This is a genomic window from Heliobacterium mobile (assembly GCF_009720735.1).
Classification (GTDB): Bacteria; Bacillota; Desulfitobacteriia; order Heliobacteriales; family Heliobacteriaceae; genus Heliobacterium; species Heliobacterium mobile.
Genome location: NZ_WNKU01000015.1, coordinates 23,544 through 43,097, shown reverse-complemented (window position 1 = coordinate 43,097; position 19,554 = coordinate 23,544). Strand labels below are relative to the sequence as shown.

The following is a 19,554-nucleotide window of genomic DNA, read 5'->3' as shown; positions in this document are numbered from 1 at the left end:
CAAGGGCGAATGGTTTTTCGAGTACCAAGATGGAGTAATCGTCGGCCCTTTGAACAACTTCATTACCGAAGCAGGCTTACGTCTTATTGCAGACAGTATTCAATCCCTGCCCAGCCCTTTTTTAGTTATTGGGGATGACAATGACCCTGGCGAAACCATCACAGAAGTCCTGCGAAAGCCAGTGTCGTCCATTAGCCGTACTGGGAATCAGGTTCGCTTTCGGACACAGTTTTTACAACAGGAAGCGGTAGGGGATCACCGGAAAATCGCCGTCTTTACCGGTGCCACAGATACACCTGGCACCGGAACCATGCTCAATCTGCTGGTCAAGCCATGGTCAAAAACGGCCAATACTCTTCTTACCGTAGAGGCTCGAATTACGGTGAGTGCAAGATAAAGGGGGGATATCTTCTGCCTATTCAGGCCTTCAAAGGCGGGACTTCGATTATAGATGAAGCGACCATGAACAGTCTGGTCAGCCTACAGCCATTTACGTTGATTTATGACGGAACTCAAATCGACGGCTTTACCGGAAGCGGAATCTCTGAGATGGACTGTTCCGGCTATGATCGGGCATTTTACTTTACCGCATTAGGGGTAACAGAAATATCTCGCGTTGAATTTGAACTGGTCGGCAACGGTACAGGAGCCGATGTGGTGATAGAACTCCGTTCCGGATTGGTCAGCGATGGCAGTACGGAAGGGGAATTGCTTTATCAGATGGTTCTGCCGAAAGAGTTTCTGCCGAAAACAAAGGCTTTTGTAAGCATTCCTTTTGATGCAACAGGACTCGTCAACGGTGCTCGTTATTGGCTGTTAGTCCGAGGGGCGGGAGATGCGACGAACCATTTCCATCTGATTGGAGAGACTGCATCCAATGCCAACTACCCTTGCTATTATCGTACCGGTTCAGTGGGAAGTTGGACATTAGGGCCATCAGGACACTTCAAGGTGTTCTCCGGTGAATTGGGGGAACTCAGGCATGGAATGTATGGAGCTGGGTTCACGACCATCGAATACAACGCTGAGATACTATCCAAGGTCTATCGGTATCTCCCGCCATCGGGAACTGCCCAAGGCGGGATTCGAGATATCCTCGTTTATGACTGGAACGGAGAGTATCTGAAAAGGGGGAGGATGTAGCCTGTTTGGATTGAATGAAACCTTGCTTTCTTTCCTGCGTCGGCAGGTGGGGCTTCGAACCGATGCGTCGAGCGGTACGGGCAGCGTCCACGCCAAGGTAGGCAATTTGACAGACCTTTCGGCAAGTAATTTTTCAGCATTAACCGCAAATGTGAACAGAACCCCTTGGGCAGCGGGAAAGACCGTTTATTCGGTCAATGGTTCGAATTCGTCCACTTCAAGTGTAACCGATCAAGACCTTTTTCTGATTACAGGGCCAATTCTTATTCTCGCGGGCTATGTTGATATGGGTGCAAGCAGTCAATATGTTCGATACAAATTAAACACAGATGCCGTAACTGTTTTCAATCTAGATGGTTCGACATTAAACGGAAGTGGCGGGGTATCTACGTGGAAAGCATCGGGAGGAAATAACTTGAGTACCAGTCACAGGTATTATCCCATGTTCTTTCCCAACCCGTACCAATACTCTTATAATTCAGGAAATGCGTCGTATTTTTCAACGACCATCTCCGCCTATTCCATTTTTACATTTCCCCCTTTGTATTACTGCGAAAATCAATGCCGTTTTTCGTATACATCCAATGGCACGGCCCCAAATACCAAGTGGTCCATTTTTTATATAAGAGTTTAGGGGGGCTATTGTGTACTCTCAGGATTATATCATTGAGGACATATACGTTTATAAAGTGGAAAAGGATAGAGATTCTATATTCTCCAAATCTTTTGTAGGAATGACCGTTAAAATTGTTGTAACCGGGGCTAAGACCGATCTAAATATGGGTGAGGTTTTACCCATTCAAGTTGAATATAGGGACTGGCAAGACAACCCGCTGCCGGATATCGTGACCCCGGTCTTTGTGACGGTGAAACATTCCGGCGACGAACCCGCGACCCTAACCCTAACCCCTACCGACGGAAAGGCCGAATTCGATTTTATCAGCAATGCAAAAGGTGCATTTTCAATAAACTTTGCTTCCGTGGAACTTGGCTGTGATTCTGCGGTTTTCAATGTGGAGGTGAAATAATAATGGCGAAGCCAATACTGGCGATTCCAAAATCCAAAGGGGAAGAAAAGGCAGAACGTGTAAAAGCCAAGATCGCCGATTACTCCTCCCGCAAGGCAAAAGGGGAGAAGCCGAACCTCGATACCTTAGCGGAAAAGTTGGACTTAATTATTGATATGCTCTTCAAAGACTAAGACGCAAAAAGCGTCTTTTATTAGTTTCCGAGTGAAAGGAGGTGAACTATGGATGGGCTATTAACGGAGGCCTTATCGCAAGGCCTGTGGGCCTCATTGTTTGTCTCCTTATATCTATACCAGCTACAAGAAAGCCGTCGATTGCAGGCGGAGGCCCGAGGTCGTGAAGATCGGCTTACGGACTTTCTCAAAGACATCTCGAAGCAGTTTGAAATCTTGGCAAAGCAGTACGAACGACTCAGCGACGACGTGCAAATCATCAAATCAGAAATACGAGAAAGGGGCAACTAATATGGTAAATATCATTCAAGACATCGTACCTCAAGGAGCGAAAAATCGTCCTGGCTATCCCTTGACCCCGACATTTATCACCGTTCACAACACAGGCAACGGCAGTGCAGGAGCCGACGCTGCTGGTCATGCCGCGTTCATCAAGTCTCCCGGAGCCGGGACGACCAGTTGGCACTTCTCTGTCGATGACCATCAAATTATCCAACACATCCCGACCAACGAGAACGCTTGGCACGCTGGTGATGGAGGGAATGGTCCTGGCAACCGAACCAGTCTTGGGGTAGAGATTTGTGAAAATAGCGATGGCAATTTGGCTCAAGCGGAAGCCAACGCGATTGACCTGATTATCGACCTCATGAAACAGTACAACATCCCGCTAACGAACGTAGTTCCCCACAAACACTGGACGGGAAAAGATTGCCCTCATCTCATCCTGCCACGATGGGACGCCTTTATTGCCTCAATCGCCAAACGGCAACAGGAAAGGTTGCTTGAAGCAAAGTTGGCTACCATTCCTGATTGGGCAAGAGATTCCCTAAAGAAATTGATGAACAAAAACGTGGTAGACGATCCCACTGGGGATACCACCTTCTACCGGGTGATCGTCATTTTGGATCGCCTTGGACTAATCGCCTAACCCTGACCTCCCCTATAACAATCCATAACGAAGGGAGGTGAGCAGATGTTTGAATCCGGAATTGTTGTAGCAGTTTTGATTGCCATAGGACAGTTTGCCAAAACGTACATTGACAGCAAGTACATCCCATTGGTCACGCTTGTACTTGGCATCCTCGCTGGCATCATGTACGTCCCCGCTGATACCATCCAGACAGGTATTCTAAACGGCATTATCGTCGGTTTATCGGCCAACGGATTGTTCGATGCAACAAAAATTCTTCATGAAAAAACGGAATAAACCCTTATGCCCACTAGCTTTACGGCTGGTGGGTATTTTTTTGTCGTTATTTCCCAAGTAACAACAGATGAAAAAAAGCGACATTGATAAGTAGAGGGGGTCATTACGTTGGGCTAAACAAACTACAACACTCAACACCAAGGAAGTGATCGCATGAGCAATATTCAGGTCGGCCTTTTTCTGAAATTACATTTAGACATGATAAACAAAGGGATGCTTACTGCATTGGGGCCGAGACGGTTCACCACGCTGGTTGTATTGGCTTCCTTTATGAATGAAGAGGGTGAATGTTACCCCACTCAAGCGCAAGTGGCAAAAAAGCTAGGGGTATTACCGAGAACAGCCTTCGATTATATCCACGACTTACTTGATTTTCGCTGGAATGGTAAACCCATCGTAGAGCGACAAAAAGAATACATCCCAGGAAAAGGGATACAGGAACGATCGATTTACCGGATTCTTCCGCTATCCCAAGTAACGATGTTTAACGGAAGTGTGGAACCAATTCAGGCTAAGGACAGCACCGATTGTTCAGATGAACAAGTAAGCGATTGTCCAAACGATCAATTACCCGATTGTCCAAACGATCAACTACATGATTGTCCAAATGATCAACCATACACTTGTTCAAACGATCAACTATATACTTGTCCAAACTTGCGATGTAACAAGAAACCAATAAACAAGAACCAGTTAACAAGAACAGATACAGGGCAGCAGGCAGAGATGACCGTGGAGAAAGAGACAACGGAACCCTCTGGCCCCAAGGACGTGATTGAATCCTTCTGCCATAAATACCGTGAGCGATACAACGTGAACTATTCCGTGAACTGGGGAAGGGATGTGCCTCATGCGAAAAAGCTATTGGCTGATTTTACGGTCCCACAGATCCAAACCATCTTGGATACCGTGTTCGAGCGTTTTGATACCACATGGAAAACAGACAAGTATCCACGACCCTCCCTCGGTCAATTGGCGACGTGGCTGGGCAATAAAGCCCTTGCCCTACCCCAAGAAGAGGATAAGAGATCAGACCCTATCGTAAAAGAATTTGGAGGCCGCGACCCTTATCAGATGCTTCAGGAAGTTGCAAATATGGGAAGGAGGAAGGCTGGATGACATTAGACTCCATCTGTTTACTGGCTCACAAATGTAAGAAGGCGGGGGAACCAGAGCGATGCGACAACCACTGCTACGCCTTCCTAAAACTCCACGGTGAGAACGGGGAAGGGGGACTATGGAGCGTTACAGATATTCCAAAGGCGTACAGGCAATCAATGATGCGCACGCTTCCCTTTGAAAAGGACAACCCGTTAGCCTTTGAATTCGTGGCTAGATACTGTAGCAATATCATCGAAAACGTAAACACCGGCCAAGGATATTATTTCTACTCCATTCCCGAACCGGCAGTAAATCCAAAAGGAACAGGAACCGGAAAAACCACCGCAGCCACAGCCATTCTAAACGAGTACCTCGTGGCTCGCGTCATTCTTCATGTCACCCGGAAAAAACTGATCACTGAATTACCGGCTCTCCTTATCAACGCTTCGAAATATCAAAATGCGTTCAACGCCCAGTTCCGGGGCCATCGAACGCTTCAAGAGGAAGCCAGCCAAAAGTATTACCTGCTAAAAGACCAAATGATGACCGTAGCTCTCTTGGCCATCGATGATATCGGCATCAGAGAGGCCACAGAAGCCTTCAAAAATGAGTTCTATGAGGTCATCGATACGAGAGCCGTAGAGCAATTAGCAACCATTTATACCTCGAACGAGCCGATTGAACGGATCGGCCAACTGCTCGACGACCGAATCGCCAGCCGTATCGAAGGATCCACATTTCCAGTTTCATTCAAAGGAGAAGACAAGCGCAGGGGAGGGCGTAGGTAATGTTGGAATCGCAACTGCTCTCCAAGGTGCTTGATGAAAAGAATTTCGCTGTACTCTACCGTTATCAAATCGACATCACTGACTTCCCCACTCTCTGTGAAGCGTATGTCTTTATCCGCGAGTATGTACGGGAGAACCAGACCACGCCGGATTACCGGACAGTCGTAGCCCAGTTTGAAACCTTTGATTACCAACCCGAAGTGGCCGATACGTTCAAATACCTATGCACTCGCTTGAAGGCGCAATCAGCCAAGCGACGAGCCTTTGAACTTCTGCAAAATCAGGCCGTGAAGAAATTCAGTGAGCTGCCCGGCGATAAGTTTGTTCAATGGTTAAAAACCGAAACGGAACGGATTGAGACCACTACGCTCGTTCGCTTTGACGTTGGAACAAACTTCGCGACAAACGGCGATGAACGAAAGCAATGGTATGAGTCTGCGAAGGAACAGCGATCAAGGACGTATCTCCCTACGCCTTATCCATCATTAACGGAGGCCCTTGGCGGTGGCTTTGAGGTTAGCGATTACGTCCTACTAATGGCCTTTACGAACCGGGGAAAGTCTTGGATTGCCTCTCATATGGGCCTAACGGCTTGGGAGAACGGCTTTGGCGTCCTACATTACTCACCGGAGCTATCCAAAAAGCAACAAACCCTGCGGTTGGATACGTTAATGGGGAATTTCGATAATGTGAAGTTGCGCCGGGGTTCGCTAACGAATGAGGCTCAATATCTCAACTATCTGAGTGCTTTTAACGCAGAAACGGGATTGGCTCCCTATGTGATCAAAACCATGGAGGACCTACCGGCTGGTCTATCGCTAGAAGTCATTGAAGCCGACCTCCATGTGTATCAAAACATCAAAATGGTGATTATCGATGGATTCAACCTTATGAATCATGGAAAGGGACGAATGAGGGATTCGATGTCATTTACATCTCGACGACTTCGGCAGATATTTGGTCGATATCAGGTAGTCGGACTGGTGGTTCATCAAACACCGGGGGCCGCCGAAAAGGAGAAGCGACAGGAAGATGAGGCGGGTAGACGGCTGGTAAAACCACCACGGCTAACGGACTATTCCGAGACCGTCGCTGTCATTCAGGACGCCGCGACAGCCCTCACGTTCGACGCATCTGATGGGATAGGTATGATATCCATAGAGAAGGCACGCGAGCCCAACGTGGGGCAAGTGATCGAATTGACATGCAATTTTAATGAAGGCCGGATTCGGGAAACGGATATTACCGACCAATTCTAAAATCAATCAAAAATTAGGAGGATGTTTTGCAATGACTAACTTACAAAAGGTATTCAACTATGAAGGCAATCAAGTACGGACAGTGATGATTGATGGTCAACCATGGTTTGTGGCGAAGGACGTCTGTGAGGTACTCGGAATTAGCAAATCTCGTGATGCCATCGGTCGGCTGGATAAAGAAGATACATGTCCAGTAATACTGGACACGTCTCGAGGCCCGCGAGAACTGACCACGATTAATGAACCTGGCCTATACTCCCTAATACTAACCAGTCGCAAACCGGAAGCTAAGGAGTTCAAACATTGGGTGATCCATGAGGTGTTGCCGAGTATCCGGCAAACTGGTTCATACTCCGTTAATCAAAAAGAACATCCCACTTTTGAAGGCCGAATCCTACCTCAAAACTATATGGAAGCGTTGGATGCACTTGTCCAGACAGAAAAAATGCGTCTCGAACTTGTCGCCAAGGTTGAGGCCGATGCTCCGAAAGTAGAAGCGTTTGATACCTTTATTGAATCCCATGGATGGCAAACCATGTCGGAAGTGGCCAAGTCCATGGATGAAGGTCGCAACCTTACCTATGAGGCACTACGCAGTGAAGGCATTTTAATCAAGAGTGGGATGGATAAAAATCTACCGCTTCAAAAATATATCGAGAGCGACCATTTCTCCGTGAAAGAATATAGCTTCTTCGCCAATGGATTGTGGCATACCAAAAGTCGCACATTGGTTTCTCCGAAAGGTGTAGAGTTCATTCGGCAAATCCTTCAAAAAAGAAAGGGGGCTGCCTAAAAAGAACCGCGTTCCTAATATGGTCATGTAATCGAATTGACATGAACTTTTCATAAAGTCGTCGCCGAACAAATTACTAATTAAAGGAGAAGAAAAGAATGACGAATCTACGGGTTATTGAACATCAAGGGCAACGGGTTTTAACTACATCTCAACTAGCTGAAGCGTATGAAACTGAAACAATAAAAATTAATCAGAACTTTTCGCGCAATAAACTCAGATATAAAGAAGGTAAGCACTACTTCATTCTGAAGGGCGCGGACTTAAAACAGTTTAAGAACGAGTTCGATTTAAACGAAGTCGTTGGGACCAGAGCTAGCTCCCTATACCTTTGGACCGAAAAAGGAGCCTTTATGCACGCCAAGTCCATCGAAACCGACCGAGCTTGGGAGGCATATGAGATGTTAGTTGACGAGTATTACTGTCTGAAGGAGAAAGCTTCATCGAAAATACGAGTGGAAGATGTTCTTTCCATGACGGTAGACCGCCTTATATTAAATGAAAAAACGGTTAGTCATGCTCTATCTATCGCGACAGAAACAAGAACGGAACTTGAACAACTAAAGGAAGAATTTCAATTGTTCAAAAAAAGCCGTTGGAATTCAGGGACACCGAAATTCATATCGGATAGTGAATACTTTGCTGACCAGGAACTACGGGAGGCCTTATCTAAGAAAATATACTTGTTCTCGCAAAAGTCCGGTATCCCAGTTAAAAAGGTGTGGTGTGTGGACTTTGATAGGGAGTTTTACAGACAATACAAGATTAATCCGAGTGAAGGAAAGGAATTTGGGTTGACTCGACCAAAGTATCTCAGTTCAATTGGTTATTTATCCGTTGCCATCGAGGTCGTGGATGAAATGATAGCTGCCCTTGGTATGTCCGAACCACAGGCGGCGTAATGGTCACAATTCGGGGCCACGAAATAGACGTGGACATCACCAGAGAACTTCAATTGTATGACTGGCAACGGCCACGGTTGAGGGGGGATAAGTTCCTCGCCTGTTCCCCCTTTCGTTCCGAACGCCATCCCTCTTTTGCGGTCCATCTTCATACTGGAGTTTGGATTGATAGCGGAAGTGATGATGAGGAATGGAAAAAGGGCGGATTCTCGAAGCTCCTGTCCTGGTTGCGGAATGAAACGATTTTTGAAACGGAAAGTTACCTGCTAGAAGAGTATGGTATTCATGTAAAGGACATTGATTCCGTTCAGTTATCCTTTCGTCTTCCCGTAGAGGAATCCCAGTTGCCCCCCTTATCCATGGAACGATTAATAGAATACCGATATCGTCACCCATACCTTTTAGAACAACGAGGTATTCAGGAGCGGTATCAACGAGCCTTTCAGATTGGCTATGACCGAAAGAATAGGGCCATTACGTTTCCTTGGTTTGACCGGGAGGGGGCGTTAGCGACCATTAAGTTCCGCAGCGTGACCCACAAATGGTTCTGGTATGTATCGGATGGGCAACCCGTGAAAAATCACGTCTATGGGATGAATCTCATCTACCAGAGAGGAGCATCTCGGGCATATATCGTCGAGAGCGAAATCGACGCGATCACCCTATGGCAGATAGGACAACCAGCTATCGCACTCGGAGGAGCCCATCTGTCGCCGCGCCAGCGAGAACTGATTCTCCAATCGCCCATTCAAGAGCTTATAATTGCTACCGATAACGACCGTGCCGGGAAAAGGATTGCCGAAAGTATTATCCGGCAGTTGGGGGGATATGTCTGCCTTAAAACACTCCGACTGCCGGACGATGTAAAAGACGTCAATGAGTTATCAAGGGATAATCTAAAGAGGATAGCTCATTCTGTAAGAGAGATTGATTGGCTTAGTTGGTTATATAGCGGACATCAAAAACCGAATTAACCGATCAAAAATGTAGAATGCATACAGTAGAGAAATGGTTGCGATTGCCAAGGCAGACCCCATTATCCACGCTGATCGTCTCCGGTTTCTGGGGACACTGACTTCCTTTGGGTTTAGCTTAAACTGGATAAACCGAAAAATAAGCTCAAATACTTCCCCAGCAGTTTCTGGATTCGTAAACATGACTTCCTTCCCGTTACCTACCGGCATCTTGCTTAATGTATTTTCGCTTTGCTCTCGATTTAACCGAATTTGGAGGAAAAACCAACAACCGATGGCCCATGTAATGATGGCTATGGCCAAACCCAATGCTTTGATCGCCAAGACAATTTCAATTGTAGTTGGTTTAATCATCATCGCTACCTCTTCTATGATCATAAGGCTCCTCGCCGATTTCCCGAAGATAGGTAAGATATACATTAAAAAACTCGTCATACATGGCCTGCTTTTTATCTTCGGGAATTCGTGGATCCCTAGAAATTGTTGCGAGTGTTTTTTGTATTCCTGGATTTTTCTCTAATACCGTTGTCGCCGTAGCAGAAACTTTACCAAAACGGTTAAATAAATCTTCGGTGTCAAGTTTGTAAAAATCAGCCAATTCCATAATTAATTTGTCACTTGGCATTTTAAATCCCCGCTCCAACCCAGACAAATACGCAGCAGATACGCCGATTTTTTCACTAAGCTGAGTTAATGTAATTCCTTTTTTTTCCCGAATATCTCGGAGATATTCACCGGCATCTGCCTGTCGATGTAGTTGATCAGCCTGTTCACGGGCAGTTTGTTTCCTTTCGGCCATGGTTTATCCTCTCTGATGTATCCCATTTAGGCCCAAAATTACATTTCCCACAACAAAGAGACTCTATGTGCAATTTGGATTCCAGCGTTTTACATCTATTCGCCCTGTACGAATAGTGGTATCGTAAGGGTGTCGCTATTTTAACCAACTAGTTCAACGAAAATGCCGACAACGTAAAGTTAAAAATGGGATCAAAAAAACGGTTGCCGAGGTTTCACTGGATTCGTTCCATGTCCCTCGCCACCGTTTTTATTTTCCCCTTGATCACCAAACTTGCCCACGGATTTAATTGGTAATCATTGATTTGGCGTTTCGATGTCACAAACGGTGAAAAAAAGCGACATTGATAATTAGAGGGGTAATACATCCTCTCGAACACTAAACAGGAATGAGAAAGGACGCTGAAATTGATTTACCAGGAATTAGACCAAAAAGCCAACCAATTAGCCACGAAGGTTGCAAAGGAGGGTGATGAAGAAGCACTTAACGAACTCTTCGAGTTAATGAAATCCATTGTGACGAAAGAAGCCCGTAAACGAAACATTAGTACTAAAGGCTTCTTAGAGTATGAGGAACTTGTGAGCCTCTTCAATGAAACGGTTTGGGAAGCGGCGCTTCAGTACAATGGGGACTCGAATTTTACCACGTTCTTCCGATTTAAGTTAAACCGAAAATCAATAAAACTCTACAGACATTACAACGGCAAGAAACAAATAAGTCCCGAATTGAAGTTATCCTTAGATTATGTAGATAGTGAGACCGGAGATTTACTAAGCGAAATGCTTAAAGATACAGAGATATTTGAAGAACAAGTGATGACAAAAAAAATGCTCGATGAGTTCTGCAAAACTCACGAGCATGATGGTTGGATAATTCGAATGTTAGAATACGGATTTAAACCTGACGAAATCTCAAAAATGCTTGGCGCACCATCGTATGATGGGAAATCCCGTCAGGCGATGAGCCGACTAAAGAAAAAACTAATCAAATTCCTTGCTCAAGAAGAGCAAGTTGCCTAAACAATGTTCAGTTGCAATTATAACCGAATTTGTCCGTCGATAGTAATAACAATGTTTAACTAGGGAGGAATTGTTTGTGTCTATTGTCACTGCAAGAGGTAAAGCGGCAAAAGAATCCATGACGAAGAAATCTTTTAATATCGACTTTAAGAAAGTCTATATCCGGTTAAAAGACGGTGATTCTGTTCGGGTTCGATTGCTGTCTCCTGAAGATTATGTGGAATACCTGGCACACGGTTCCTACCAACACGGCATATACACGCAACCTTGTATTGAACCGGCAGATCACAAATGTGCTCATTGCGATGCATCCAAAACAGGGCTAGAAGAATACCAGGGACTCAGAGCTCGCAAACGGTACCTTTTTGCGATGGCCGATATCGATGAAGGGAGCATTCGTGTGTTCGACGGCACTCGTGGACAATCGCAAAACATCATTGAGTCCATTGAACAGTATAAGGAAGACTTACACGACTTGGCTTTTGTCTTCAAACGAACCGGCACGAAAGTGGATACCAGTTTTACGCTCAATCCCATCATTAAATTGAAACCAGAGGATCGTGAGAAATTCCGGCGTTTTGATGAGATGACTGTGGAAGAAGACTTCTACGATACGGTGCTCCAGCCTCGAACCCGGAAACAGCAGATCGATGAGTTAGAGAAGGCTGGGTTTCCGGTGGACAAGTATTTTAGCGACGAGGTTACGGAAGATGGGGTAAAACCCATCGAAGCGGATGATACACCGGAAAACGTATTTTAAGTCAAAGGAGCAAATCTGTTGAAAACAATAAGAGGTGATGAGGCCGAACTGAACATGGGATTACCAAAGCCCATTGAAGCGGATGCTTCGGATCGAATTCGTGAGGCTCAGTTACGAAAGGAGATGGCGAAGCGAGAGCCCACTTGGGAAGAAGTGTGGTTCTCCGGATGGATCAGCCATACAGGAACTACGAAGAAAGCAATTTTCCAAACGAACCTTTCGAACCTTGACAAGGAACGCCTAAAGTCGATCAAGTCTGCCATTGATGCCGATGAAATCGGCGTTGGCGTAGAAAGCCTTAAGAAGTTTACCAAGGCCCATGCCATGCGGTTATGGCGCGACTTGCAAGACCAGCGAAAGGAATCGGTCCTTAAAGACATGGTCGCCAAGACACCAGAAAACTATCGGCTGGTGCAAACGGAATCGCAGTTGGAGCAGTTGATCGTCGATTTGAAAGAAGAACCTATTATAGCATTCGATACGGAAACAACGGGTTTGGACGTGTACAACGATACAATCGTTGGCATGTCCCTAACCCTGCCCCGAGCGGATTATCACGTCTATATCCCGGTAGCCCACAAAACCGGGAAGCAGTTGAAACGCTCGGTAGTATTGAAGGCACTTTCCGCGATGCTCACCAATTCGAATATTGGTAAGGTGCTTCACAACGCGAAGTATGATATGCACATGTTGCTTCGCCACGGAGTTCGGATGCGAGGATTGGCCCACGACACACGGGTGGCAATGGCTCTGCTGAATGAAAACGAACCGTCCTATGCCCTGAAGAATCTAGCCACCAAATACGGAAAACATTTTGGATTTGAAGATACCAGCCACACATTTGAAGACCTCTTTGGGAAAACCTGCTTTGATGAAGTCCCGCTGGATGTGGCCCTTGTCTATGCCGCCAAGGACACGCACCTCACGTGGAGGCTCTATGAATGGCAGCGGCAGCACCTTCAGCGACTAGGTAAGCTGGATCAACTATATCAGGAACTGGAGAATCCGCTAATCGAGGTCTGTGTCGATATGGAACAGTGCGGGTTCCTTATTGACCAGAACTACGCCCGGCAGTACGGCGAGGAACTGCGAAGTGAGATTTATCAATTAGAACAATCCCTGACCGACCACTTCGGCAATATCAACTGCAACTCACCCATCCAGTTGTCCCGGAAGCTGTACGATGAACTGAAGTTGCCTGAGGTCAATGCCCGGTCCACCGATGTGAAAACGCTAAAAGCCTTAAAGGACAAGCATCCCGGAATTGAGTACCTGTTGAAGTACCGGGAACTCACAAAACTCCTAAGTACCTATGTTGAAGCGTTGCCGGAACGAATTAAGTCCGATGGGCGGATTCATGGCTCTTTTAATCAGGTGGCCACCGTGACTGGCCGGTTCTCTAGCAACGAACCGAACCTGCAAAACCTGCCGACCAATGCAAGGAAGCTGATAATCGCTCCACCGGGTAAGCTGCTCATTGGTAGTGACTTTTCCCAAATCGAACCACGGGTGCTGGCGCATATCAGCGGCGACAAGCATCTTCAAGAGCCATATTTGAACGGTCAGGATTTGTACTCTACACTGGCCAGCCGGGTATTCAAGAAGCCCATCGAGGAGTGCGGCGATGGGTCAAAGTACCGGAAGATGATGAAGGTTGGGCTCTTGGCTTGTATGTATGGAACAAGTATGTTCACGCTCGCAAGTCAGTTAACCATTACAGTCGAAGAGGCCCATGAATTTATCGGTGATTTCTATAAGACCTACCCACAAGTCCATTCCTTCATTAAAGATACTCATGAGTTGGTCAAGGAAAATGAGTATGTGGAGACTCTGTATGGACGAAAACGAAGATTTCCCGGTCATCGCCAGAAAGCGAAGGTCTACGATTCTTTGGTAAAACAAATCTGTGAGATTCTCGGAGTGGAAGAACTGCCGCTGAATGTATGGCGCAACAAAGATATCCCTCGTAACCTCAAACGGAAATTCTATGAAGTCAAAGGCGATGTGGAATCAGCCCGACGGCAGAGCGTGAATGCCATCATTCAGGGAACGGCCGCTGATGTAATGAAGCGGGCGATGCTCAACCTGTATCAATATTGTAGTCGCCGGGGCTGGGCTCTTTGCGGCACGGTTCACGATGAAGCATTGATGATGGTGGATGATACCGTTACCGAGTGTGATGTGAAGGAAATAGAGGCGTGTATGACATCGGCGGCTTCACTGGATGTACCGTTAAAAGTCGATACCGAAATTATGCAACGATGGGGCGAAGGGGTAAAGAAAGGGGAGTGGTTTGCATCGGCAGCTTAATTAATCGGGTTGGAGCAAAGGAACTCCGGCAGGAAGTTTTATCTGACGCCAACGATCGCGGCCAAGAGTTAACCAAAGCGATCCTTAGACACTTCGATGCAATTCATTCCATTGAGGAACCGAACGATAACGAGATCGAAAAGTATCTGCTCATGGATGAGTTGGATGGTTTGAACAGCGATACGAGCAAGTTAGGGTTCAAAAAAGGAGTTATTACTTTCTCGCCTTCTTCGGCCTACAAATGTGAACGGGAACTTTATTTCAAGGTTAAGAAGGTGGAAGCCTCTTTTGTTGACCGCTTTCCCTATCAACGACGATGGTCCCGTAACGGCTCGGCGGTTCACCGGGCCATGCAGCGAGATTTACTGTATGCCGAGAACTATCTGGATGCACCGAAGTTTACGGTGGTGCGGACGAAAACGACCAACCGACCAGCATGGGAAAAGAACATTCGGCAGGTTCGGCAGTATGATTACAACGGCCAACGATTTCAGCTATACGGCATGATGGATGGTGTCCTTCAATATCAACCGGATGGCAGCAAGATTGGGCTGGAGTTTAAGACCAAGTCCACCACTCTTGGAGTTATCGGCGAGTACAAGATGAAGGATGCTCAAGCGGATCACAAAGAGCAGTGCGTAGCTTACTCACTATTATTCGGCCTCGACGAGTTTCTCATTGTCTATGAATCACTAGCGAAAGACAGCTGGACTAAAGGAGCCCAAGCCAAACCGGACATGCGAGCCTTTTATATGAAGGTAACCGATAAAGATCGTAATCGACTGCTGGATAAGTTCGCAGATGTGGCCGGTATGTGCTACGCCAATGAACTGCCTCGGGCCATGGTGGAGAAATGTTTCTTCTGCCTATATAAACCGCATTGCCATCAGGTAAAGGAACAGGTGGCAGCGTAAATGGGGCGCACGAATTATCAGCGGGGATATGAGATTGAGCGAAAAATTGTTCATGAGTTGACCGACCGAGGGTTCCTAGTTGTTCGATCAGCCGGTTCTCATTCCAAGGTGGATGTGCTCGGTATCAGCCGAAGACGTATCTTGGCCGTACAGTCCAAACGAACCAAGCGGTTCTCTATGGCGGCATATCGAAAAGAGATTACCGATATCCAAGCAACCATTAAAGAGCACAACATTGATGAAGTAATTGACTTTGAGTTCTGGGTGTGGGTGGACAGGCAGGGATTTCGTAAATGGAAGGTCACTGTTGATAGCGTATCGGAGGTGGCGTGATGGCCACAGTTCGGATTGCTGGATTCAACGACCTGAATACATCCGATGCCGACGGTATCGCCTTCAGCATCTTTTTTCAAGGATGCCGACGGAGGTGTCTTGGTTGCCACAATCCTGAACTGCAGTCTTTTGACGGTGGGGAAGAGACTGATACCGACGAGATTATTCAACGAATCCGAGCGAACCAACGATTCTATGATGCAGTGGTCTTTGTTGGCGGAGAGCCGATGGATCAGCCTGATGCGTTGAAGGTATTGTTGGCGGCAGTCAAATCCATCGGATTGAGCACATGGCTGTACACCGGATATAACATCTTCTCGATTTCCGACGACATTATCGACCTATGCGATGTCATCATCGCCGGAGAATACCGTCAGGACTTACACACTGGCGGATTCCCGGCCAGTTCCAACCAAGTTGTACTTGACCAACGGAAGGAGAAGGTAGCTTGAAGATATCGCTTACTTTTGAACCGGGATTCGATACGCTCTATCAGAAGTTCGCCGAAGATCCCGTGGGACTGAAGATGTTGGAACTGGAAGGAATCAGCCCGAACAAGGTCGATGTCGGACAGATGTCCCATGATTACTTCACTAAACGACTGGCCGATGCCAGCGTCGATCAGAACGCTAACTCCAATGAGGAGCTGTCTGCCAACAACTATCAGGCGGAGGTCACCAAAGGTATCTTGAAGTTGGAAGGGTACTATCTGCTGTGGCGGTACAGCAAAAAACGCTTCGGTCTTAATCGGGCGAACAAGCTGATATCTGCCATATGGCGGGGTGAATTGTATTTTCACGATAGCTCTGGGCAAGGGATTCAGATTCCGTACTGCTTCGCTTTTTCCACGGCAAACTTGATGATTGAGGGTCGGCCCTATGGGCAATTGCGAAGTCTGCCGCCCAAACGGTCGGACAGCTTCATGGCCCAAGTGACCGAAGTCGTGATGGACCTGAGTCAAGAGTTTGCCGGTGCAGTGGCTCCCGGTGATCTTATCCTCAACCTTGCATGGTATCTAAAACAGGAAGGACGCAATCCGGAAAACGCTGAGGACCAAGATTACATCGTCAACCTCTGGCAGAAGTTTGTTCACGTGGCCAATAACAAGTTTCGCACCAGCGGGCAGTCACCGTTTTCTAACGTATCCATCTTTGACCGGGAAAACCTCACGAAACTCTTCTCCGAATACCGCTACCCTGATGGCTCGGAAGTGGACGTAGAGTACGTGATGCAAATCCAGAAAATCATCGCTGAGTTCTTTGCCAAGGGAGATCCCGCGACCGGCTTGCCGTACCGCTTCCCGGTTATGACGGCTAACTTGTGTGTGGATGAGAACCGGCAGCCGCTAGATGAAGACTTCCTCGAATTTATCAGTCGGATTAACGTCAAGCTCGGTGTGCTGAATATCTACGCCAACGAGGGCTCCAAGATTGCAATGTGCTGCCGTTATGTAAACGATACCGAACGCATGAGCTACCGGGCCGACAGTTTTGGTAACGGCGGTCTCAATATTGGCTCTCACCGGGTAGTCACTATCAACTTCCCAAGACTAGCGTTAGATGCCCGTGATGAAAAGCACTTCTTCACGCTGTTGGAACGGCGAGCGCAGATGGCGAAGGATTTGCTGTTGGTTCATCGGGAAGAGATTCTGCGCAGAAGAGTAGAAAAGGGATTTCTCAAATTCTTTAAGCCGCTTGGCTGGTTTTCGCTGGACATGCTGTTCTCAACAATCGGTATCCACGGCCAGTACGAGATGTGCGAGTTTATGGGGATGCCGATGGAAAGTGAAGAAGGGCAATCGTTTACCGAAAAGGTACTGAAGCGGACGGAGGAATACGCCCAAATCTTCAGCCGAGGAACAGGTCATTCATTCAACACTGAGGAAATCCCGGCGGAAAGTACAGCTGTTACGTTGGCGAAAAAGGACCGGCTGTTATATCGAAAACTACAGCCTTTTGAATTGTACTCGAACCAGTACGTTCCCTTGATTGCTGAAATGGGAACCACCGATCGCATTCACTTAACTGGTCGTTTCATGAAGCACGTTAGTGGCGGAGGCATTTTGCATCTCAACGTTCAGGAACAGATTACCGACCCTATTATAATGAAGAAACTCATCCTGATTTCCTTGTCAGAGGGAGTGGAACACTTCGCTATCAACTATGGATTCGGGGTTTGCGCGAACGGACACACCTCAGTCATCGGAACAGATAAGACCTGCCCCATCTGCGGACAGCCCATAGTGGACTATATGACGCGGGTGATTGGGTACTTCACGAAGGTATCTTCCTGGGGCGATGTTCGGAAGAATTACGAGTATCCAAAGCGGCAATTTAATGAACTGCAGCAAGCAGGGTAGGAGGGACCAGATGAATATCGAGATTATTCGCCTTCATCAGGATGCCATCTTTCCGAAAAGACAAACTGAATTCTCCAGTGGTTTCGACCTTCATGCTCTTGGCGTCTTTCCCATCGACGAGCTTTATCTTAGGGAAAAAAAGTTAGGCTATCGAGAGTTTTGGGTATATCCAAATGAACGAGTCTTTGTAAGAACGGGTATAGCAATACAACTACCGGATGGCATTGAAGCTCAGGTACGCCCTCGCAGTGGATTGGCCTTACACGAAGGGATCACTGTGCTAAATTCACCGGGAACTATCGACGCGGATTACCTTGGAGAAATCGGAGTTATTTTAATCAATCTCGGATACGATCCGTTTCGCATCCTTGAAGGAGATAGAATTGCCCAACTGGTTTTTCAGCCTGTGTTATTCAATGTTGAATTTACTGATCATGAATCACTGCCAAAAACTCAACGTGGCTCTGGCGGATTTGGACATACCGGTACAGAAGGGAGCAAAGCAATTGCCTAGATTTACTATCGATCTTAATCCAATCTGCTGGAATGAACGTATTCATTTAGAACCGGAACGGATTAACGACATCCGTAACCTAGAACTTTTCATCAACGAAAACTTCGTCAACGAAGGATTCACACCGATCCAGCATGGCCGAGTGATCGCCTTGCGAGTCACCGACAAAGGCAGGAAGTCCAGTGCTTTCGCATCGGCCCTGTATCTTGGTAAGTATGACGATATGGGTAATACCAACCGATTCCTCGACGGTATGGTCAAAGCTGGTCATTCCTATGAGCCTATCCGTGGTGAGACAGTAACCTTCCTTTATATTGGCGTGAGCAAGACGGCCTATGATCATCTCATCACCTACACCATCCGCAACCGTAGGATCGCCGGAGGATTCCGAGCGAACAAACCTTGGGGATTAGTAGTGCCCTATGAAGCGAAAGACCCTTGGCTGTACCACCGAATCATTGAGGAACAGTTGACCCGGTGTGACCAGCTTCGGAAAGAGCACCCGGAAGAATCTCTGCAAGCCATCCGATCGTTATATCCCATGGGAGTGATGATGCCACCATTTATGTTGGATTTTTCCGAGGAAGCTCTGGTGAAGAACGTGTTCAAGCAGCGTATCTGGGAACGGGGTGCTCAAGGGGAAACTCGAGACATCGTTAATTCCATGTTCGAGGCTGTCCGCACACTGGACCCCGAGAAGTGGGACACATTGAAGGAATACCACGGCCCCCATATCGAGGGGCATAACCGAGCGATGCGAAAGCTACGGGAAAAGCGGCCCACCCTTCGACAACTGGTATCAAAAAATAAAAACGCCCAGGCTGATGTACTTGACCTGGACGTGTATGAGTTGCTGATGGAAACAGTAGGGAAGTTACCAAAAACGATGTGGGATAAAGCCAGTTAATTAAGATTCATCTCGTAACCACTTTACAACAACTTTCACATCTTCCATGAATAAGGTAGAGGTTACCACGATTACTGCGCCAAGTAATACAAATCCCGCGAGAATGCAATCTTGGGTGGATAGGTTCAATCCAAATCCATAACTAATAAGTTTTGTTAGTAAACCTCCGATGGCAACGTAGATACTCGCAACAACAAGAGAAATAGGAAACATCAGATAGTAAGCTTTCTTTTTGGGGTTCAACTATTATCCACTCCAAGCGGATTCCTTT

At 46.9% G+C, this 19,554-nt stretch carries 26 protein-coding genes; 23 read left to right on the top strand and 3 right to left on the bottom strand.

Features of this window, described 5'->3' with window-relative positions; genetic code table 11:
- The first annotated feature begins 49 nt into the window (after nt 1-49).
- The 14 genes from GJ688_RS12730 (at nt 50) to GJ688_RS12665 (ending at nt 9,368) form a co-directional block, all read left to right on the top strand.
- Nucleotides 50-397, top strand: coding sequence for a hypothetical protein (locus tag GJ688_RS12730; protein ID WP_155476931.1), 348 nt, complete (start codon nt 50-52; stop codon nt 395-397).
- Nucleotides 398-462: 65 nt separating this feature from the next.
- Nucleotides 463-1,143, top strand: a complete 681-nt coding sequence (locus GJ688_RS12725) for a hypothetical protein (protein ID WP_155476930.1) — start codon at nt 463-465, stop codon at nt 1,141-1,143.
- A gap of 10 nt (nt 1,144-1,153) precedes the next feature.
- Complete coding sequence (locus GJ688_RS12720) at nt 1,154-1,777, top strand: hypothetical protein (protein WP_155476929.1); 624 nt, start codon at nt 1,154-1,156, stop codon at nt 1,775-1,777.
- A 10-nt stretch (nt 1,778-1,787) separates the two neighbouring features.
- Complete coding sequence (locus GJ688_RS12715; protein WP_155476928.1) at nt 1,788-2,171, top strand: hypothetical protein; 384 nt, start codon at nt 1,788-1,790, stop codon at nt 2,169-2,171.
- 2 nt (nt 2,172-2,173) lie between these two features.
- A complete protein-coding gene (locus tag GJ688_RS12710; protein ID WP_155476927.1) occupies nt 2,174-2,344 on the top strand; it encodes a hypothetical protein in 171 nt (56 codons plus the stop codon).
- Between the two features lie 48 nt (nt 2,345-2,392).
- On the top strand, nt 2,393-2,635 hold the full coding sequence (locus GJ688_RS12705) for a BhlA/UviB family holin-like peptide (protein ID WP_155476926.1): 243 nt from the start codon (nt 2,393-2,395) through the stop codon (nt 2,633-2,635).
- Nucleotide 2,636: 1 nt separating this feature from the next.
- Complete coding sequence (locus GJ688_RS12700; protein WP_155476925.1) at nt 2,637-3,272, top strand: peptidoglycan recognition protein family protein; 636 nt, start codon at nt 2,637-2,639, stop codon at nt 3,270-3,272.
- A gap of 45 nt (nt 3,273-3,317) precedes the next feature.
- Nucleotides 3,318-3,551, top strand: coding sequence for a phage holin family protein (locus GJ688_RS12695; protein WP_155476924.1), 234 nt, complete (start codon nt 3,318-3,320; stop codon nt 3,549-3,551).
- A gap of 153 nt (nt 3,552-3,704) precedes the next feature.
- Nucleotides 3,705-4,670 carry a helix-turn-helix domain-containing protein gene (locus GJ688_RS12690; RefSeq protein ID WP_155476923.1) on the top strand — a complete coding sequence of 322 codons (966 nt, stop codon included), beginning with the start codon at nt 3,705-3,707 and terminating at the stop codon, nt 4,668-4,670.
- Nucleotides 4,667-5,440: an ATP-binding protein gene (locus tag GJ688_RS12685; RefSeq protein WP_155476922.1), complete on the top strand. Its 774-nt coding sequence runs from the start codon at nt 4,667-4,669 to the stop codon at nt 5,438-5,440. The genes GJ688_RS12690 and GJ688_RS12685 overlap by 4 nt, the downstream gene beginning before the upstream one ends.
- Nucleotides 5,440-6,699, top strand: a complete 1,260-nt coding sequence (locus tag GJ688_RS12680) for a DnaB-like helicase C-terminal domain-containing protein (protein ID WP_155476921.1) — start codon at nt 5,440-5,442, stop codon at nt 6,697-6,699. The genes GJ688_RS12685 and GJ688_RS12680 overlap by 1 nt, the downstream gene beginning before the upstream one ends.
- 31 nt (nt 6,700-6,730) lie before the next feature.
- Nucleotides 6,731-7,492 (top strand): BRO family protein, encoded by a 762-nt coding sequence (locus GJ688_RS12675; protein ID WP_170291946.1) that lies wholly within the window; start codon nt 6,731-6,733, stop codon nt 7,490-7,492.
- A 98-nt stretch (nt 7,493-7,590) separates the two neighbouring features.
- The gene (locus GJ688_RS12670) at nt 7,591-8,394 is read left to right on the top strand and encodes an ORF6N domain-containing protein (RefSeq protein ID WP_155476919.1); all 804 of its coding nucleotides are present in this window, start codon (nt 7,591-7,593) and stop codon (nt 8,392-8,394) included.
- The gene (locus GJ688_RS12665; protein WP_155476918.1) at nt 8,394-9,368 is read left to right on the top strand and encodes a toprim domain-containing protein; all 975 of its coding nucleotides are present in this window, start codon (nt 8,394-8,396) and stop codon (nt 9,366-9,368) included. The genes GJ688_RS12670 and GJ688_RS12665 overlap by 1 nt, the downstream gene beginning before the upstream one ends.
- Here the strand turns inward: GJ688_RS12665 and GJ688_RS12660 are convergent.
- Nucleotides 9,339-9,722: a hypothetical protein gene (locus GJ688_RS12660; protein WP_155476917.1), complete on the bottom strand. Its 384-nt coding sequence runs from the start codon at nt 9,720-9,722 to the stop codon at nt 9,339-9,341. The genes GJ688_RS12665 and GJ688_RS12660 overlap by 30 nt on opposite strands.
- Nucleotides 9,715-10,167: a helix-turn-helix domain-containing protein gene (locus GJ688_RS12655; protein WP_155476916.1), complete on the bottom strand. Its 453-nt coding sequence runs from the start codon at nt 10,165-10,167 to the stop codon at nt 9,715-9,717. Before GJ688_RS12655 ends, GJ688_RS12660 begins: the two co-directional genes overlap by 8 nt.
- 407 nt (nt 10,168-10,574) lie before the next feature.
- Here GJ688_RS12655 and GJ688_RS12650 point away from each other — a divergent pair, with 407 nt between their 5' ends.
- The 9 genes from GJ688_RS12650 to GJ688_RS12610 all read left to right on the top strand — a co-directional run bounded on the left by GJ688_RS12650 (nt 10,575) and on the right by GJ688_RS12610 (nt 19,283).
- The gene (locus tag GJ688_RS12650; RefSeq protein WP_155476915.1) at nt 10,575-11,186 is read left to right on the top strand and encodes a sigma-70 RNA polymerase sigma factor region 4 domain-containing protein; all 612 of its coding nucleotides are present in this window, start codon (nt 10,575-10,577) and stop codon (nt 11,184-11,186) included.
- Between the two features lie 76 nt (nt 11,187-11,262).
- On the top strand, nt 11,263-11,946 hold the full coding sequence (locus tag GJ688_RS12645; protein ID WP_170291945.1) for a hypothetical protein: 684 nt from the start codon (nt 11,263-11,265) through the stop codon (nt 11,944-11,946).
- Nucleotides 11,947-11,964: 18 nt separating this feature from the next.
- Entirely contained in the window at nt 11,965-14,256 is a 2,292-nt protein-coding gene (locus GJ688_RS12640; RefSeq protein WP_235910962.1) for a DNA polymerase, read from the top strand.
- Nucleotides 14,235-15,170, top strand: a complete 936-nt coding sequence (locus GJ688_RS12635; RefSeq protein ID WP_235910961.1) for a hypothetical protein — start codon at nt 14,235-14,237, stop codon at nt 15,168-15,170. The genes GJ688_RS12640 and GJ688_RS12635 overlap by 22 nt, the downstream gene beginning before the upstream one ends.
- Nucleotides 15,171-15,503 carry a PDDEXK family nuclease gene (locus GJ688_RS12630; protein WP_155476914.1) on the top strand — a complete coding sequence of 111 codons (333 nt, stop codon included), beginning with the start codon at nt 15,171-15,173 and terminating at the stop codon, nt 15,501-15,503.
- Nucleotides 15,503-15,955, top strand: coding sequence for a 4Fe-4S single cluster domain-containing protein (locus GJ688_RS12625; protein ID WP_155476913.1), 453 nt, complete (start codon nt 15,503-15,505; stop codon nt 15,953-15,955). Before GJ688_RS12630 ends, GJ688_RS12625 begins: the two co-directional genes overlap by 1 nt.
- Complete coding sequence (locus GJ688_RS12620) at nt 15,952-17,862, top strand: anaerobic ribonucleoside-triphosphate reductase (protein ID WP_155476912.1); 1,911 nt, start codon at nt 15,952-15,954, stop codon at nt 17,860-17,862. The genes GJ688_RS12625 and GJ688_RS12620 overlap by 4 nt, the downstream gene beginning before the upstream one ends.
- A gap of 10 nt (nt 17,863-17,872) precedes the next feature.
- Nucleotides 17,873-18,376: a dUTP diphosphatase gene (gene dut / locus GJ688_RS12615; protein WP_155476911.1), complete on the top strand. Its 504-nt coding sequence runs from the start codon at nt 17,873-17,875 to the stop codon at nt 18,374-18,376.
- Entirely contained in the window at nt 18,369-19,283 is a 915-nt protein-coding gene (locus GJ688_RS12610; protein WP_155476910.1) for a hypothetical protein, read from the top strand. The genes dut and GJ688_RS12610 overlap by 8 nt, the downstream gene beginning before the upstream one ends.
- Here the strand turns inward: GJ688_RS12610 and GJ688_RS20300 are convergent, their stop codons facing one another.
- Nucleotides 19,284-19,526, bottom strand: coding sequence for a hypothetical protein (locus tag GJ688_RS20300; protein WP_170291944.1), 243 nt, complete (start codon nt 19,524-19,526; stop codon nt 19,284-19,286).
- Nucleotides 19,527-19,554 lie beyond the last annotated feature (28 nt).